Annotated in this window: 13 protein-coding genes; 2 read left to right on the top strand and 11 right to left on the bottom strand. The window is 38.0% G+C overall.

Going from position 1 to position 18,155, the window contains the following annotated elements; genetic code table 11:
* Positions 1-12: 12 nt before the first annotated feature.
* The 11 genes from FSZ17_RS21455 to FSZ17_RS21505 form a co-directional block, all read right to left on the bottom strand.
* Complete coding sequence (locus tag FSZ17_RS21455) at positions 13-1,125, bottom strand: glycosyltransferase (protein WP_057773040.1); 1,113 nt, start codon at positions 1,123-1,125, stop codon at positions 13-15.
* Positions 1,126-1,137: 12 nt separating this feature from the next.
* Complete coding sequence (locus tag FSZ17_RS21460; RefSeq protein WP_057773038.1) at positions 1,138-2,520, bottom strand: O-antigen polymerase; 1,383 nt, start codon at positions 2,518-2,520, stop codon at positions 1,138-1,140.
* Between the two features lie 349 nt (positions 2,521-2,869).
* Positions 2,870-3,925 carry a non-hydrolyzing UDP-N-acetylglucosamine 2-epimerase gene (gene wecB, locus FSZ17_RS21465; protein WP_057773036.1) on the bottom strand — a complete coding sequence of 352 codons (1,056 nt, stop codon included), beginning with the start codon at positions 3,923-3,925 and terminating at the stop codon, positions 2,870-2,872.
* Positions 3,922-5,520, bottom strand: a complete 1,599-nt coding sequence (locus FSZ17_RS21470; RefSeq protein ID WP_057773034.1) for an asparagine synthase-related protein — start codon at positions 5,518-5,520, stop codon at positions 3,922-3,924. The genes wecB and FSZ17_RS21470 overlap by 4 nt, the downstream gene beginning before the upstream one ends.
* A gap of 295 nt (positions 5,521-5,815) precedes the next feature.
* Positions 5,816-7,243 (bottom strand): lipopolysaccharide biosynthesis protein, encoded by a 1,428-nt coding sequence (locus FSZ17_RS21475; RefSeq protein ID WP_057773032.1) that lies wholly within the window; start codon positions 7,241-7,243, stop codon positions 5,816-5,818.
* 1 nt (position 7,244) lies between these two features.
* On the bottom strand, positions 7,245-7,976 hold the full coding sequence (locus tag FSZ17_RS21480; RefSeq protein WP_057773030.1) for an acyltransferase: 732 nt from the start codon (positions 7,974-7,976) through the stop codon (positions 7,245-7,247).
* A gap of 301 nt (positions 7,977-8,277) precedes the next feature.
* A complete protein-coding gene (locus FSZ17_RS21485; protein WP_057773028.1) occupies positions 8,278-9,591 on the bottom strand; it encodes a nucleotide sugar dehydrogenase in 1,314 nt (437 codons plus the stop codon).
* Positions 9,592-9,784: 193 nt separating this feature from the next.
* The gene (locus FSZ17_RS21490) at positions 9,785-10,798 is read right to left on the bottom strand and encodes a Gfo/Idh/MocA family protein (protein WP_057773026.1); all 1,014 of its coding nucleotides are present in this window, start codon (positions 10,796-10,798) and stop codon (positions 9,785-9,787) included.
* Positions 10,791-11,534 carry a GumC domain-containing protein gene (locus FSZ17_RS21495; protein ID WP_057773024.1) on the bottom strand — a complete coding sequence of 248 codons (744 nt, stop codon included), beginning with the start codon at positions 11,532-11,534 and terminating at the stop codon, positions 10,791-10,793. Before FSZ17_RS21495 ends, FSZ17_RS21490 begins: the two co-directional genes overlap by 8 nt.
* An 82-nt stretch (positions 11,535-11,616) precedes the next feature.
* Positions 11,617-12,729 carry a DegT/DnrJ/EryC1/StrS family aminotransferase gene (locus FSZ17_RS21500; RefSeq protein ID WP_057773023.1) on the bottom strand — a complete coding sequence of 371 codons (1,113 nt, stop codon included), beginning with the start codon at positions 12,727-12,729 and terminating at the stop codon, positions 11,617-11,619.
* A 150-nt stretch (positions 12,730-12,879) separates the two neighbouring features.
* Complete coding sequence (locus FSZ17_RS21505; RefSeq protein ID WP_057773021.1) at positions 12,880-13,938, bottom strand: glycosyltransferase family 4 protein; 1,059 nt, start codon at positions 13,936-13,938, stop codon at positions 12,880-12,882.
* A 329-nt stretch (positions 13,939-14,267) separates the two neighbouring features.
* On the opposite strand from FSZ17_RS21505, the gene secA2 reads away from it, so the two are divergent.
* Both secA2 and FSZ17_RS21520 read left to right on the top strand, forming a co-directional pair.
* The gene (secA2, locus tag FSZ17_RS21510) at positions 14,268-16,643 is read left to right on the top strand and encodes an accessory Sec system translocase SecA2 (protein ID WP_057773019.1); all 2,376 of its coding nucleotides are present in this window, start codon (positions 14,268-14,270) and stop codon (positions 16,641-16,643) included.
* Positions 16,644-16,921: 278 nt separating this feature from the next.
* Complete coding sequence (locus tag FSZ17_RS21520; RefSeq protein WP_057773017.1) at positions 16,922-17,782, top strand: accessory Sec system S-layer assembly protein; 861 nt, start codon at positions 16,922-16,924, stop codon at positions 17,780-17,782.
* The last annotated feature ends 373 nt before the right edge of the window (positions 17,783-18,155 follow it).

Below are 18,155 nucleotides of genomic sequence, written 5' to 3' on the forward strand. Positions count from 1 at the left end.
GATCTATTTTTATTACTTTTCATTCAAAACTAATGCTTCTTTAACCTTTTCTACCCTAGCCAGCCATGAATGCTTTTGCACAAAGGTATTTTGGATATTTCCCCTGTAATTCGCGGCATTCCTCGCCATCTCTTGAATCGCCCTGGCCATATCCTCTGCCTTATCCTCACAGATTATGCCATATCCATCTGCTTCTATAATTTCTTTTTGTGCCTGACAATAGGTGGCGACGACAGGAAGCTCATTTGATAGATACTCAACTAGCTTAACAGGAACAGCAAAATCATTGTAGGTGCTCCGGAATCTTGGAATATAGGCAAAGTCCATTTCACGGTATAGATCATTTAATGCTTCACCGCTAACATGCTTTACTTCTACACCCAACTCATTTAATCTGGCCTTTTTCTCTTCAGGCAATTGTTTGTATTCATCCTCGCGGCAAACAACCGTTAATTCGGAGACCTTCTCCTGCTTATTGGCCAATTCCAATGCATCAAGCAAAAGGAATAAACCGTAATCCTCATTATTAATGCCGCCTACATAAAGTCCTTGAGAAACTTGCGAGACTTTCTCTTTTCTCACAACTTTCATATCTTTACCGCCTGGAGGAAGCGAGATTTTCTCCTGCTGAATATCGACATACTTGCCCATCGCATCGCTCGGCAAGAAAATGACACGGCAATATTTGTTGTAAAAGCTTTCCTCCATCCGATAAATGGCTTTCATGACTGATTTTTTAACACCTTTTAACGGATAAAGCTCATCAAATTTCCAATACACATCACGGTAAAAAACGCCTACCGGAACATGATGCTGTTTTAGAAATTTCATGACCTTTGTGTCAACAAACGGCTTTTTAGGAATATGCCCTTTGTCTGTCAGCCAGAACGGAATCGTCTGATTTTCCATATAGCAAAACCAAAGATTATCAAGCTTCCCTGCAGCTCGCCATTCTTCAAAGAGAGCATGCCTAGCAGTTGAATTTCCGGATAGCAGCAAAATGTCAACCTTCTCCCTCTCCCCCCATTGCTGGAAGGCTTTCAATATTTCCTTCGGGCGAAGCTTAGAGCCGCTATTGGCATTCTCTGCTACTTCAAATGGATAATATAGCAAAACTGATTTCATCCTGTTTTCTCCTTATCTTTCGTTTCCTGCCGCTTTCCTTTTTGAAAAGTAGGCAAACAAATCTAAACGAAATCTAATAAACAATAACATTCCAACGAATAAGCAAGTGATGAATAGCCATATTGGATTAAATAGAAAATCGGCAAAGCCACCTACTAATGTCCGTGGAATATTGATGGAAAAATAAATAAATAAGCATAAAAAGATTGGATTTTTTGGAAGTCTGATAAAAATAATATAGAGTAGCTGAATAAATATCCCTACATATATCGTTCCAATTATGACCCCTAAATAACCAAAGTTCGCATACGCTTCAGCAATAAACAGAGTATTTAATACTCCGCCTGTCCCATCCTCAATCCGATTTGGAAAAGCATTCGCCATAACAAGCCTTGCCGAGCGGACTTGTTCCACATCAAACCAGCCCGTTATGATAGACGGAAGACTGCTGCCATGCAAAAAAGGAATAGAGTCACCGAATATATCAAAATGCAAAAATGTCGGCGCAATTTGAGCCAGAATGATCCTTCCAATTGGGCCAGACGAATAGGATAAGAAAGCTTCAATATCATTCACGCCCTGAATGAATACATACATGAACACAATTGCCACCGCTCCGATAGCGGATAATGCGAAAATTTTCCCGCGTGTAAGCACCGTTTTTCCAATATAAATTCGAACAAAGATAAACATAATGATATAGAAGAAAATGGGAGACTTTGCCAAATCATATATGTTTATTAGGATCGCACTTCCAAAAAGGGCTAAAAATAAGAAAAACCATTTCAATTGCTTCGTCTTAACTGTATATACATACGCTATTAAGGATAGTAATGGTGTCAGAGCAATTGCAAAAATATTTCTTATTAAGACATTGCCGTTAAAATTACGTGCAGCGTCAATCCGCAGCTTACCAAGCTCAGCGAAATTCCCTTTTAACAATTCAAAAAGCGGGACTTGGTATGTCTTTAATAACGTATAGGCAACAGCTAGCATGCTTATGATTGAAATACCTAGAAAAAGCAAATAAAATTCATTTTTTTGATCAAACGTATTGGCAACTGGTTTTTTCAGGTAGTCAGCAAATTCTCTCTTCGCATTAAAGTTTGCAAGCTTAGATACACCTAGCATCGTTAATGGAAGAAAAACCATGACAAATGATACCGCTGCAAAGCCGATATACCTGCTGCTTTCATGGTCCAGCTTATTAATCATATAGTAATGATCAATATCCAGCACAATAAGCAAGCTTCCGATATAGCTCGATACGAATAAAGAATAGTAAAAAACTAATGAAACTAAATTCGGCTTTGTCAAAGCAAGACTTCCTGACACTCTTTTAAAGAGCATGATAGATAGAATGGATACAATGATCCATACAAATAAAGCCAACATTCGTCAGCACCTACTTTTATGTGTAAATATTTGGGCGGCATCCTGTTAAGCTTCGTAAAAGGATGCCGTCTGTCAAAATTTCATCTGTCGGTCACGATTAATTCTTTTTCGTGACCGGTTTGATGCTTTTTTCATCTTTTCGGTCACGATTAACTCCTTTTCGTGACCGCTTTGGTGCTTTTTTCATCTTTTCGGGCACGATTACTTCCTTTTCGTGACCGGTTTGATGCTTTTTCCATCTTTTCGGGCACGATTAACTCTTTTTCGTGACCGGTTTGGTGCTTTTTTCAACTTTTCGGTCACGATTACTTCTTTTGCGTGACTTCCACAAGGAATAAGGAGGACCGATTTACTTTTTAATTAATTCAACAATTTTTTCAGAAGCCTGACCATCGCCAAATACTTCTTTATATTGAGGGCTAACCTCTTTTTGAACAGCCGCAAGGATTTTCTCCGTGTCGGTTCCTGTTAAAATATTCGCTTCACCTTCAAGCGTCTCTACCCATTCTGTTTGTTCACGAATCGTTACACAAGGAACCTTCATAAAGTAGGCTTCCTTCTGAACACCGCCAGAATCCGTAACAATTTTCTTTGCATTTGCTTCTAATGTCAGCATATCTAAATAACCGACAGGATCAATAACCTTTAAATTTGGTACATCATCTAGGTTCAATCCATAATCAGCTAATTTATGCTTCGTTCTAGGATGGATTGGCCATACCTTTACGTCTTCAATATTTGAAAAGGCATCAAGGATATTTTTCATCTTTTCGATATCATCTGTATTTTCTGCTCTATGAATTGTGATCAAATGATATTTTTTCGCTATTAAGCCAGCATCTTCTAGGATTGTTGATTTTTCATTCGCAAGCTCACGGTTATATAAAACCGCATCATACATAACATCACCAATATTAAACACGTTGTGCGTAATATTTTCATTATCTAAGTTCGTTACAGCTGTATCAGTCGGGCAGAATAGAAATTCAGATACATGATCCGTCATGATACGATTAACCTCTTCAGGCATCTTCTTATTAAAACTTCTTAATCCCGCTTCAATATGGATAACTGGAACATGAAGCTTTGCAGCAACAAGAGCACCAGCTAAGGTCGAGTTCGTATCGCCATATACCATTAAGTAATCAGGATTTTCACTCAAAACGATGTCTTCAATCTTCGCCATCATTTCCCCGGTTTGCTTCCCATGATTCCCTGAGCCTACACCTAGATGGTAATCCGGCTTTGGAATATGCAACTCTTCGAAGAAAATATCAGACATATTCGCATCATAATGCTGACCAGTATGAATGATTTTCTCTTCCATATGCTTTCTTAAAACCCTCGAAACAGGAGCTGCTTTAATAAATTGCGGTCTGGCGCCAATGATTGTTAATATTTTCATATAGAATCACCTTTCAAGCTTTGGATATAGTCTTTTGCTAAAAACGAATTAATATTATAAGGCTGCTTATATTTAATACGGTCATATTTAAAGGACAATGCCTTTAAATAATCAGGATAGCTTTTGTAAATTCCATACCATTCCATTGGTTCTGTATAGTATCTTTCAAATAGCTTTTTTTGATTATAAAGCTTTTTCGCCGGCTTATATAATATTCCATACTTCTCTTTTAACGAAACAGCCTTCACAGCAGCTGGCTTTTCCGGTTTTGGGAAGTAGTCTGGATACATTTGATGAAGTGTATAATCATATAAATATTTTTTAAAGCGAAACTCTACTGGAACGGTCTTGAAAAATTCCATTAAACGGTCATCCCATAATGGAATCTCCCAGCTCTTCTGATAGAACTCATACACTCTCACGGAATTAATGATGAATTTAGCTTGTCTCTCGCGCCAATCCCAATATTCAAAGAGAGCACTTGCCTGTTCATTTGTTTCATATGGCAAGTCTCCAAATGATCGCTGAATTTCAGCCAAGACATCTTCGCCAGATTTGTGGATACCCTTATCCATCTCCCAAAGCTTATGATGCTTTTGAAGGGTAAACTGAATGACATCATCCAACGTAAATTCTCTGTCCACCGTGATTTCATAGGCTAAATGACTGCCCGCAACGAAATCACCAGAATGGCCAGGGATAAACACATAATCTTTATCCTGTTTTGCAAGAATCTCTCGAACCGCTGGCCAATCCTGTAAATGGGCCATTGATGAGCCGTTCACCGCAAAGTTGACATAATCCTTCCATTCCTGCGAATGATACCAGCGATACCAATCATCCTTCTTATACTCGATGAAATCCCATTTTAATCCTAGACGATTCGCAATATCTTTACTAACTAATGCTTCTTTATTCTCCCTTTTACCATATGTAAAGGAAGAAATGTCTTCAATTCCATACTCTTTTAACAATAAAGCAATAATGCGAGAATCATATCCGCCGCTCAATGGCAAAATAGGCGCTTTATTAATCAATCGTTTGATTAAATCTTCAAACACTGCTAACAGAACCGTTTTCAGCTCTTCACTGAATTCCTCAATATCCTTGTTCAAAGGGTGGTGATAGAATTGATAATATTCTTGTTTATCAACCTTCCCTTCTTCATGAATCCGGATATAAGAGCCAGCTTCAATTTGGTAAACACCTTCATAAAGCGTCTTTTCGTTCGCAGTAAAGCCCGTGATAAGGAACTCTTTTGCAGCTGTTTGATGCAGGGGTTTATCCTTCTGGTGTGAAATCTTATCTGTCACAATCCAGTGAGACCCCTCTTTATAGTAAAAAAGAGGAATACTTCTCTTTCGATCGACAATAGCAAGCAATTCATTTTGGGCAGCTTTAATAAAAACAAACTCGCCAATTAAATCATTTAGATGATTTTCAAAAAATCCTTCCTCTTGAAAGACTTCTTGAATATTATCCATATGATAATATTTCCCTTTGTAAATAACATAACCGCCAAAATAGATTTGGCCAAAAGGAAATTGGAATTCTTTTATAAGTCTGTTGTCTGTAATCTTTACTTCATTTAACAAACGGATCACCTATTTTACAATCAAATTCGCCATGGCGTGATTGCACCCAAATTTTAATAAAGTGAAACTTCCATCAGTGGGGGTTTTTCTTCATCCCCCACTGATGGTTAGTTGAACCAATCGGGCCTTTACGGGCAGTTGATCCCCCACTTACTCTTCTTTGCATACGCGAATCCTTGAAGTGGGGGTCTTACTGCCCGTTAATCTGCGATAAAAATCTGGGGCATTCACCAGAAGCTTAAACCTTACTTAGGGGGATTTTAATCTCACTAAATTGCATTCCTACTTATTGAAGTTAAATTGACGTTGACCTTTTCTTCAATAAATCTTTATCGATCCTTGATAAAAGGATGGCAACGAAAAATCCTAACCAAGCAAAAACAATATTTAAATCAGGGATACTGCTCTCTTGAATATAAACGATAGCGATCACAGCTAAAAGAGAGGATAGGAATAAAAAGGTCATTTTGCCAAATGACACAGGAACATGATAGAGCTTTTGGCTTTTAAAGAATATATAAGTAATCGCGATGATATACGAAATCAAATAAGCCGCGACACTCCCCCATATAGAAAATTGAGGGATTAACAGCACGTTCAAAATAATATTGACAACCGCTGCCATACCAAATGCGTACGAAATAATCTTTGTTTGCTTCGTATAGAAAATACCGACTGAAATAATCATATAGAAAAAATTCAAGAATGTAACAGCCGATAAAATAGCTACATACTGATAAGCTTCATGATAATTGTCGCTTAACATGCGAATAATCCACGGCATTAATGTAGCGACCATCAAAATACCTATTGTCCCTAGTAACAGAATACCATAATACAACTTCGCAAATAAAACAGGACTATCCTTCTTATCCTTTAAAGACATAGAAAAAGGTCTCCAAGCCATTTGCACACCACTCGTAAGCAGCGTAATTAAGGAGGCAAACTTGACGGCTGAACCGTAAATACCTACCTCGTATAAAGAAGTGAACTCTTTAAGAAGAATAGAATTAGCATTAACAATTACCCAAAAGGCTAATGATGCCGGAACAAGTGGAGTCGCGTATACTAGGATTTCCTTTAATAGCTTTTTATTAAATGTAAATTTAATGTATTTCAAAAGGGGCTTGATTAATAGCAGCGCAACGATGGCTACACTTATAAGTCTTCCATATAAAATGCCGTCGATTGTTGGGCTAACATAGGCTAAAAATCCATAGGAAAGGACGGCAATCAAGAGCATTTTCAAAATCGTAATGGTTACTACCTTTTTCGTGAAAAAATCATAACGAAGAACCGTTAAGATTAAAGCGATGACTGTATCCAAGGCCATAACCCCAATGGCAATATTGAATAAATAATATAGGCTTGCATCTTCTAATAGGAGCTGAGACAACCATGGACCACCAATAAGAAATACGATGGCTGTGATTAAAACAATCAGCAATCTAAATGTCATAACAGACCTGACATACTCAAGCCTTTTCTTTTTATCTTCTGATTCGAAGTAGTAATAAGCAAGAGCAGAATCGGTACCAAAGATGACTAGGAAGGTAAGCATCGATGTAAGTCGATCCAAATAATCCAATACTCCATATTCGGCAGGGTCAGGAATGAAGGATGTGTATATTGGAAGCATGATAAAGGCGATCAGCTTCGTTCCAACGTTCATAAATGCGTAAAGGAGCGAATCCGCTCCTAAACGCTTAATTTGGGCGAACACCCTATAACAGCTCCCGCTCGTCAACCATTTTGACAAATTTAGCAGGAACCCCTTTAACTAAAGTCTTTGGTTCTGTATGCTTTGTTACTAATGCACCAGCAGCAACAAAGGTTTCTTCCTCAATCGTAATCCCTGGAAGAATGATAGATGCACCGCCAACACGTGCTCCTCTTTTAACATGAGCGCCCTTAATCTTATCGAAGCGCTCCTCTGTTCTACCCATAAAGTTATCATTCGTTGTTGTCACACAAGGTGCGATAAAGACATGATCCTCAAGAGTTGTATACGCTGTAATGTAAGAATTCGATTGGATTTTTGTCCGATCCCCAATCTTCACATAGTTTTCAACGGTAACGCCCCTGCCGACAATGACAAAATTACCGATTTCAACATTTTCCCTTACGCTTGCAAGATCAGCAATTAGCGTATTGGAGCCAATTTTTGCTCCTCTATAGATCACACAGTTTGCCCCAACTGTTACATCTTCGCCGATTTCGAGGGCTGGAATTGTACCTGAGAGTTTAACTGTGCTTGTTTTTGCAGGCTTTGGAGGCTTCCCAACAACAGCACCGTCCGCAATAGTAGTGTTATCACCAATAGTTGTTCCTTCGTGAATGGTTACTCGGTTCCCAATCACTACATTTTTACCGATTTTTACATCCTTTTCTACAACGGAAAAGTATCCGACTTGAACGGATGAGTCTATTTGAGCGGAAGGATCTATAAAATTCATTCGAATGTCTCCCTTTATCTTAAAATTATAGAGCGGCGGATATATCGGAAATCTGGCGGATATCTGCGCAAAAGTCGCGGATATATCAAGATATCTGGCGGATATCTGCGCAAAAGTCGCGGATATATCAAGATATCTGGCGGATATCTGAATAAAGTGACCGATATATCCGCGAAACTGACCGATATCTGCGAAAACTGACCGATATATCCCTGAATGTGACCGATATCTACGAAAATCAGCCAATACATCCCCGAAAATAACCGACTACTTTAAAAATCCTAATTAAACCGCAAATCCATTACAGTTTAATATATTTATTCGGCTTGTCAATGCCCTTCATTGCATTACGAGTATCGAAAATCACTTTGCTTTCTTTTGCGATCATTTCATAATCAAAATCAGTATGATCTGTAGTTACTAAAACAAGGTCAGCATCATTTAGAAGCTGTTTAGTCAGTTCAACTGTTTCGATTTTTTGGTTACAAGATTTGAAAGATGCTACATATGGATCGACAACTTTATAATCTGCACCATGATGCTCTAATAGTTCAACAATCTTAAGAACTGGAGATTCACGAACATCATCAATATCCTTTTTGTATGCAACGCCAAGTACAGCAACTTTTGCACCGCGTAGAGCTTTGCCATCTTCGTTTAGTACTTGCATGGAGCGTGTAATAACATATTCAGGCATGCTGTTATTGATTTCACCAGCAAGCTCGATTAATTTTGTATGATAGTTATATTCACGAGCCTTCCATGTTAAGTAGAAAGGATCGATAGGAATACAATGTCCGCCTAGTCCTGGACCTGGATAGAATGCCATGAATCCGTAAGGCTTTGTTTTAGCAGCATCAATTACTTCCCACACATCTATGCCCATTTTTTCGCATAAAATCGCCATTTCATTTGCTAACGCAATATTAATATGACGGAACGTATTTTCGAAGATTTTCTCCATTTCAGCTATTGCCGGAGAAGATACTTCGTGAACATCTCCTTCAAGAACATTGCGGTAAAGAGAAGCTGCCACTTTTGTACATTTTTCTGTAATTCCACCTACCACTTTAGGTGTGTTCTTTGTTTTAAACTGCTTATTACCTGGATCAACGCGCTCTGGAGAGTAGGCAATAAATACATTTTCTCCTACATTAAGACCTTTTTCTTCAAGGGCTGGCTTAACGATTTCTTCTGTTGTACCAGGGTATGTTGTTGATTCTAGGACTACAAGCATGCCTTCATGTGCATATTTAGCAATTTCCTTTGAGGAGCTTTCTACATATGAAGTGTCAGGCTGTTGATAAATATCAAGTGGAGTTGGTACACAGATCGCAACAGCATCCACTTCAGCAATTCTCGCATAATCAGTTGTAGCTACTAAATGACCGCTTTTGATCATATCAGCTAAATCTTGATCGACAACGTCGCCAATATAGTTAATTCCCATATTTACTTGCTCAACACGAGCTGCCTGTACGTCAAATCCGATTACCTTATATCCTGCTTTTGCTTTTTCAACTGCTAACGGAAGACCTACATAGCCTAATCCTACAACTCCAATAACAGCTTCTTTATTTTCGATTTTATTAATTAAAGATGTATATACGTCCATCTCTTTTTTCTCCTTTTCGTTGGAATAGGGGACGGAGCTTGTGTCTCTCAACTGCTCACGACGCCTAATTATGTTAGATTCCTAGATGATGATTAGAAAAGCTTGATATTCGCCAAGTCGATCGGCGAAAACCTGATTTTTACTGGCAGATACTATATCGAAACCTCACTTCGACTTTAGTACAAATAACCTTTTAAGCTAAAGTAACTTTCTTTCCTGTTTCAGCAGACTCTAAAATAGCCAGTATTAATTTTACAGGAGCAATCCCGTCTTCACCAGTTACAATTGGATTACGATTTTCTTTCACTGCAAGCACCATATCTTCAATGATGCATTGATGACCCGGTTTGCCAAATGGGTCCTCTTTTATTTCATTTTTGATTTTATCCGTTTCCTCTTCGCTTACCCCTTCAATATCCCAAGTCTCAATAAATGTAGCATTTCTGCCGCTAATTTTAACAGAGGCTGTTTCACCAAAGATGGCAATGGATTCTTCAAGATTTTTCGGATAAATCGTTGTCGCTGCTTCAATTACGCCTAGAGCACCATTTTTAAATTGGACAACTGCAGCTGCAACATCTTCTGTTTCAATTTTTCTCAAACGTGTCGCTGCCATAGCTTGTACAGATTCAACTGGTCCCATTAACCAAAGCATCAAATCCAAGTCATGGATCGCTTGATTCATAAGAACGCCGCCATCAAATTCCTTCGTTCCTCTCCATGCCGCTTGATCATAATAGGCTTGATTTCGGTTCCAGCGCACTGTAGCATTTGCATGACTGAGTTTTCCAAAAGCGCCTGCATCCATTTGTTCCTTTAATTTCTGGATAGCTGGTCGGAAACGATTTGGGTGGACTACCGCAAGCTTCACACCGTTCTCATTTGCATATTTCATCATTTCTTCCGCTTCATGAAGCTTCAATGACATTGGCTTTTCAACAATAATATGTCTGCCTTGCTCGGCAACAATTTTAGTTAAAGGAGTATGAAGTCCAGAAGGTACACAAATGTTCACAACGTGAATTTCCGGATTTTCTTCAAGCATGTTTTGTAGGTCTGTATATTTTTTCACATTTGGATTTTCAATTTCTAATCGAGCAGGATTTGTATCACAGATAGCAAATAAATTGGCGTTTTCAGCCTTTTCGATTGCCTCAATATGTTTATTCGCGATATGCCCCATGCCTACGATGGCAAAATTAATCATGATTGTAGTACCTCCTAGCTTCGTTTACATACTTCCAAAGCATAAGAATAAGGAATGTAGCAAATACACCAAAAACCAATCCAGCTAAAGATAGCTCTACTTGGTGTCTATCAACAGCTTTTACTTCCTCACTAGCAATGCTTGGCTTTTCAAATGTCGCAAGATCCCCTGTCATTCTTTGGTTTCTCGCTTGAACATCAGCAATTTGTGCCTCTGTATTTTCTAGGACACTTGCAACCCTCTCTGCTTCGGTAACATTTAATTGTCCACTTTCGAGCTTTTCATTTGTTACCTTTAACACATCATTAAGCTCTTTTAATTGATTCTCATTATTATTGATATTATCTTCTGTAATTGAATATCTAAGATTATAATTATCAAGCATGGCCTTTTCAATCGAGGAAGTCATTTTATGAAGATCTTTCTTAAGCTCTTCTTTATCATCATTATAAATTTTAATTTTTATAAAGCTATCACTTGATACAAAAGCCTCAATTTCACCGTTTACATCCTTGCCAAATTGATCCACTACATATGAAGGATCTTTCAATCCCTTCAAACTAACTGCGCCTGTAAAAATTTTAGCACTCCCTACGTAATTCCCTTTATTAGGAATAACATACGATGCTCCAAAGCCCAGCAAAGTAAAGAGTAGTGGGATTATTAGAAAGAAAACCTTCTTTTTCCAAAAGAAATCCAAGTATTCATAAAGTACAAACTTTTTTTGTTCAGCCAACAATTCTCACCAATCCTTTTAAAATAGATAAATAAAGCAAGTAAAGGAACGCCCCCTATTCGGCGACGTTCCACTCTGATTTTTATTTGTTATAGAACTCTTTAATTTTAGCTACAATATATTCCTGTTGCTCTTGTTTCAGTTCAGGGAACATCGGAAGTGATACAGCTTCTTTCGCTGCCTTTTCAGCTTCCGGAAGGTCTCCTTCTTTATAGCCTAAATCTTTAAAGACAGGCTGGATATGAAGCGGAAGTGGATAATAAATCATTGTTTGCACTCCTTGCTCCTTTAAGAAGGCTTGTAGCTCATCACGTTTTTCTACACGAATCGTATATTGATGGAAGACGTGGTAATTTCCTTCTTTTTCAACTGGTGTTTTTACTAAGTCACCCAATTGTTCGTTTAGAAGGTGAGTATATACAGCTGCTTTTTCTCTTCTAAGCTCGCTCCACTTATTTAAATGTGGGAATTTCACATTGAGAACTGCAGCTTGAAGCTCGTCCAAACGGCTATTATAACCTAATACATGATGATAGTATTTCGGCTTGCTTCCATGTACACGAATGACACGGCAATTTTCAGCCACTTCATCATTGTTCGTTACAATCATACCTGCATCTCCATACGCACCCAAATTCTTTGTTGGGAAGAAGCTGTATGTTGCAGCTGTTCCATATTCTGCTACCGTTTTTCCATGATGCTTTGCACCAATTGCTTGTGCTGCATCACCGATAACAACTAGATTATGCTTATCAGCGATTTTGCAAATCTCTTCCATATCTGCTGTTTGGCCGTATAAATGAACTGGAATAATCGCTTTCGTTTTATCTGTAATGGCTTCTTCAATCTTAGCAGGATCAATATTAAATGTTACTGGATCAATATCTACATAGACTGGTGTTGCTCCGGCTCTTACAATAGAACCCCCAGTTGCAAAGAAAGTGAATGCGGTCGTAATAACCTCGTCTCCAGGTCCTACACCTGCAGCTTGTAGAGCGATATGTATAGCATCACTTCCGTTTCCACAGCCAATCCCATGTGCAACATGACTATACTCAGCTACATCCGCTTCAAGTTTCTTCACGTTATCACCTAAAATGAATCGAGAAGAGCTCATTACTTGATCTAATGCAACTAGCATTTCTTCTTTTAATGCTTGATATTGTTCACTTAAATCTAACATTGGAATATTCATACCAATTTCCTCCAAATTTCATAGATGAAATACTCGATTATTTTAACACAAAATGGGCCATTAATTGTTATTTTTCTTCCCGTTAAATGACAAATTTCGAAATCTTTTTTAATAAAGCCGTTTGCGAGTCGTCCACAAACGGCTTTATCATTATTGCCTTCCAGTTACCTTACGATAAATTTTTATCATAGGTTTGTACTTTTCGTGTACGAGACCAATGGTTTCAGCCAATAGCTCAAGAATTAATAAGAGCCCAAAGATAATGAAGATACTCACCCATAAAGTTGCAGATGAGAATAGTATGGCACTAATACTGAAAACAATTCCAAAACCATAAATGCAAAGCACTGTTTTTCGATGGGATAACCCAAGTGCAAGCAGGCGGTGGTGTAAATGTGATTTATCAGGTGCTGAAATCGGTTTTCTATTAACAATCCTTCGAATGATTGCATAAGTTGTATCAAAAACTGGAACACCTAATATGATGATTGGAACAATGAAGCTAAACAAAGTCACACTTTTATATAGACCAAGTAAAGAAAGAATTGAAATGGAATAGCCTAAAAACAGCGCACCCGTATCACCCATGAAAATTTTAGCCGGATGAAAATTATGGAACAAGAAGCCAAGGGTGCTTCCTAATAAAATTAGCGAAAGCATAAGAATAAGCGGCTTACCTGCTACCCCTGCCATGAATGCAATCGTTGCAATGACAATTGCTGAAATCCCAGCGGAGAGCCCGTCAAGACCGTCAATTAGGTTGATAGCATTCGTTATCGCGACAATCCAAAAGACAGTGAGAGGGTAGGTCCAAAAACCAACATCAAAGGTGCCGATAAACGGTATGGTCAAATTATCAATTGTCAATCCGCTTCCAACTACTGCAGCCGCTGCAAGAAGTTGTCCGAGAAGCTTGTATTTAGCTTTCAGCTCATATTTATCATCTAAAACACCTGTAAGGACAATGATAAGTGCTCCAACTGTAATACCAGTAATTTTCTCATTATAAAGACCGCCGACAAAATAGCCAACAACGACACCAGCAAAAATGGCCAAGCCGCCTAGTCTAGGCATAATTTTCGAATGGACTTTTCTTTGGTTAGGCTTGTCAACCGCACCAATTTTAATCGCAAATTTAATAACAAGTGGCGTAATCAGTAAGGATGTAACTAAAGCTGCTATAAAGGCAACTAAAAATTTTATATCCAATGGTATCACCTTAAGTTTGTATTTATGAATCAAATTTATCCTAACACATATTAAAAAGAATTCAATTAATTTCATTTTTCAAATATTACAGAATGATTATATGAATTACTTCAATAATAGTATCACCTCATTTGCCATAAAGTCTTTATCATATTTCGACCTAAAATGGTATAATCCTCTAAATATGACGATTCATATCGAAAAAAAGTTTCAAAGAATAGAGAATAATAGAATTTGTAAGAAATTTACTGCAGTAATACACATAAATTATATTATACTACATTATATGTTATAATTTTGCTAGAAAAAAAGTTTTAGGAGAGAACAAGATGCTATCTTTGATGAAGCGTATTTTTAATGAAGATTCTGCCGAACTAAAACGTCTATATAAACATGTTACGAGTATTAATGAATTAGAGGCAAAAGTATCTAAATTAAGCGATGAAGAACTTAAGGAATCAACTCAATATTTTAAAGAAAAAATTGCATCAGGCGTATCGATATTCAATCTAAAAGAAGAGGCCTTCGCAATTGTACGCGAAGCATCCAAACGCATCCTAGGTCTTCGCCACTATGACGTACAATTGATTGGCGGTCTTGTCATGCTTGAGGGTGGCATTGCTCAAATGCAAACAGGTGAAGGAAAAACACTTGTAGCTACTCTGCCAAGCTATTTAAAGGCTTTAGAAGGCAAAGGTGTACACGTTATAACAGCAAATGAATATTTAGCTAAACGTGACCGTGAGCAGATGGGGAAAGTCCTCGAATTCCTTGGCCTAAGTGTCGGCTTGAATATTTCCCAAATCTCAGAATCTGAGAAAAAAGAAGCCTATAACGCTGATATTACATATGGAACTGGAACAGAGTTTGGCTTTGATTATTTACGAGATAACATGGTTTCCCGCATTGAAGACCAAGTGCAAAGACCATTACATTATGCAATCGTCGATGAAATCGATAGTATTTTAATAGACGAAGCAAGAACTCCTTTAATTATTGCCAGTAAATCAGATATTGCAACAGAACTCTTTCAAATTACTTCTGAAGTCATTCGGGAATTTGAAGATGGGAATCATTATGAATTTTTCCCTGAAACGAAGCAAATTGTCTTAGCTGATAATGGCGCAGACGTATTTGAGCAAGCTTTCGGGATTGAAAATCTTTATGATGCTGAGCATCGCGAGCTTCTTCATAATATTATGCAATCATTAAGAGCACATGTAGTCATGCGCAAAGACGTTGACTATATTGTAAAAAAAGATGTCGTTATGCTCGTCGATCAGTACACAGGAAGAATTATGGAAGGACGCACCTTCAGCGATGGTCTTCATCAAGCGATCGAAGCCAAAGAAGGCGTCACTATTAAAGAGGAAAATCAAACACAAGCATCTATTACTGTACAAAACTATTTCAGAATGTATGCTACCCTTTCTGGCATGACAGGAAGCGCGATTCCAGCAAAACAGGAGTTTTGGGAAACGTATCGTTTAGGCGTTATCGCCATTCCAACGAATAAGCCGAATGCTCGCCAGGATGATGAGCCATTAGTATATAAAGACTATGAATCGAAAGTGAAAAAAATCGTTGAGGAAGTTAGCAAACATAATAAACTGAGTCGACCTGTTCTCATCGGAACGACATCCATTGAGCAATCTGAACGACTATCTACTTATTTAACGAAGGATGGCATCTCACACCAAATTCTGAATGCAAAAACAGAAGAAGACGAGGCCTCTATTATTTCACAAGCAGGACAAAAGAATAAAGTCATGCTTTCAACGAATATGGCTGGACGCGGGACCGACATTTTACTAGGTGATGGTGTGAAAGAGCTTGGCGGTCTTCAAATTATCGGAACAGAAATGCATGAAAGTGCTCGTATCGACATGCAGTTAAGAGGAAGATCAGGCAGACAAGGAGATCCAGGTGCAACGCAATTCATCATTTCCATTGAAGACGATATCTTCCATAGCTATGATAAAGAGGAAATGGATAAGTGGAAGAAAAAAGTCAAGACAGATGAGCACGGCATGATTCAATCTCCAAACCCTATTAAGTTCGTTAAGAAGGTTCAGGAAACTGTAGAAAGCGCCCACTTCTCTTCAAGAAACCATCTATTAAAGCTAGATGATGTTGTTGATCAGCAAAGAAAAATTATCTATAAGAAACGCAATGACTTATTAGCAATCTCTAATTTTAATGAACTATTAAAAGAATCGTTAAACAATCATATACAAAAGCTTATCGAGAAATATTGTCCTGAAAATGTATTAGAGGAAGATTGGTTAACTGAAAGCCTCTATGAAGAATTAACTTTAGTGTTTGGCAGCCTTTCATTCCCAGCTTCTGATATTAGGGGTGCTGAGAAGCCATTCATCCAAAAGAAAATAGATGAGCTTTATAATAACCAATTGCTTCTATTAGAAAAACTAGAAGTGAACGAGGATTTCCAAGTTCAAATCAAAAATATGTATTTACAAACATTAGATCACTCTTGGATTGTTCATATGGAATTATTGTTCGCGATGAGAGAAGATATCGGAATTCGCGGATATGGACAAGAAGACCCATATCGTCTATACGCAGGTGAAGCTTATGATGAATTTATTCACTTCTTAGCAGAATTAGACGCTCAAATCAGTAGGCAAGCAAAACTATATATTCAGCATTTTTTGGCAGAGCAGGATATAGTAACAGTTCAATAAGTAACCATTTAACGGACGATCAGCATGCTTGTCGTCCGTTAAATGTGATATATCATGAAGTAAAACTTCCATCAGTGGGGGTTTCATCCACCACGGATGGTTAGTTGAACCAATCGGGCCTTTACGGGCAGTTGATCCCCCACTCAGGTTTCTTTGGTTCTCTCGCAACCTTGTAGCGGGGGTCTTACTGCCCGTTAATCTGCGATAAAGTGAAACTTCCATCAGTATGGGTTTACTTCTATAAAAATACTTATTTTAAAAAGGTGGCTTATTAAAAAATGAACGAAATCGAAAATAATAGCAACACACCTAAAGATGAAGGAATAAAAACAACACTTTCTTATCATCCAGATTGGGATTTATCTGTCCAAGAAAAATATGTTTTTCAATTCAACCACCAAAAGTTACCTCTCCTTCAGCCAAATCAGCTATCCGTTAGCTTGATTAATTTATACGAATATGATGAGGGATTTGTCGTAACCGCTTTTTTAAGCAGTTCATTACCGCAAGCGATCACCTTTGAAGTGATTGACCTTGTCCTTGTTAACGAAAACAATGAACCATTAGCACGAAAAAGCTTCGAGATGGATCTATTTGGTGAGCTTCCTTCAAACACAAGCAGACCTTGGAGATTCCTATTCGAAAATGACAACAAACTAGTGGAAGAGCTTCCGAAAAAGGGCTGGAAGCTTGTATTCGAGCTAAAGAATAAGTCTGCAGACGACGCGCTTCCCCTAGATTTAGAGGACAGCTGGAAAGAAGCTTTTAGCGAGGAGCAGCTAACAAAACTAGAAAACATCGTAAAAAACCTTCCGCCTATCCGTGAAGGTGAGGTCAATTTCATGGGATTAGAAGCTAATTTTATCTCAGGAAAAGGCTTAGCAGCAACACTATTAATTCGCAATGCCAGCAACCGCAGTATCTTTATTGAAAACCTCCCACTTGTTTTTGAGGATGCTTCCCAAGAAGTTATAGCACAAGCAGGCTTCCAACTTAATAATCTCGAAGTGAAGAGCCGAACTTGCAAGCCATGGACCTTTGTTTTCCCAGAATCGTCCGTAACAAAGGAACATTTGGATTTATCAAAATGGAGAGCTTATGTACCGCAGTCAGCTAAGGTAGATGTAAAGCAATCTTAAAAGTCTAGGAAATGAAGATAAGTCGAAGTATAAAATCGTATGATTTTATACCTCGACTTTTTTGCAATTTAGGACGGTTATCAATTATGTGCTTTGGTTACCAATTATAGTAAAACTTCCTATAGGTGTGTACCAATCTTTTGCTTTGGTTACTGCTTACGGCAACATTTCCTCTAGACAGGTACCAATCATTCGCTTTGGTTACCGCTAGACGCAATATTTCCTCTGGATGGGCAACAATCACTCACTTTGGTTACCGCTAAACGCAATATTTCCTCTGGACGGGCAACAATCACTCACTTTGGTTACCGTTAAAAGCAATATTTCCTCTGGATGGGTATCATTCATACACTTTGGTTTCCGCTAGCAACAA

Origin of the sequence: Cytobacillus dafuensis (genome assembly GCF_007995155.1) — a bacterium.
Lineage (GTDB): Bacteria > Bacillota > Bacilli > Bacillales > Cytobacillaceae > Cytobacillus > Cytobacillus dafuensis.

Coding starts and splice junctions, on each gene's coding strand:
- FSZ17_RS21455 (WP_057773040.1), bottom strand. CDS start 1,125: ATGAAATCAGTTTTGCTATATTATCCATTTGAAGTAGCAGAGAATGCC.
- FSZ17_RS21460 (WP_057773038.1), bottom strand. CDS start 2,520: ATGTTGGCTTTATTTGTATGGATCATTGTATCCATTCTATCTATCATG.
- wecB (WP_057773036.1), bottom strand. CDS start 3,925: ATGAAAATATTAACAATCATTGGCGCCAGACCGCAATTTATTAAAGCA.
- FSZ17_RS21480 (WP_057773030.1), bottom strand. CDS start 7,976: ATGAATTTTATAGATCCTTCCGCTCAAATAGACTCATCCGTTCAAGTC.
- FSZ17_RS21485 (WP_057773028.1), bottom strand. CDS start 9,591: ATGGACGTATATACATCTTTAATTAATAAAATCGAAAATAAAGAAGCT.
- FSZ17_RS21490 (WP_057773026.1), bottom strand. CDS start 10,798: ATGATTAATTTTGCCATCGTAGGCATGGGGCATATCGCGAATAAACAT.
- FSZ17_RS21500 (WP_057773023.1), bottom strand. CDS start 12,729: ATGAATATTCCAATGTTAGATTTAAGTGAACAATATCAAGCATTAAAA.
- secA2 (WP_057773019.1), top strand. CDS start 14,268: ATGCTATCTTTGATGAAGCGTATTTTTAATGAAGATTCTGCCGAACTA.
- FSZ17_RS21520 (WP_057773017.1), top strand. CDS start 16,922: ATGAACGAAATCGAAAATAATAGCAACACACCTAAAGATGAAGGAATA.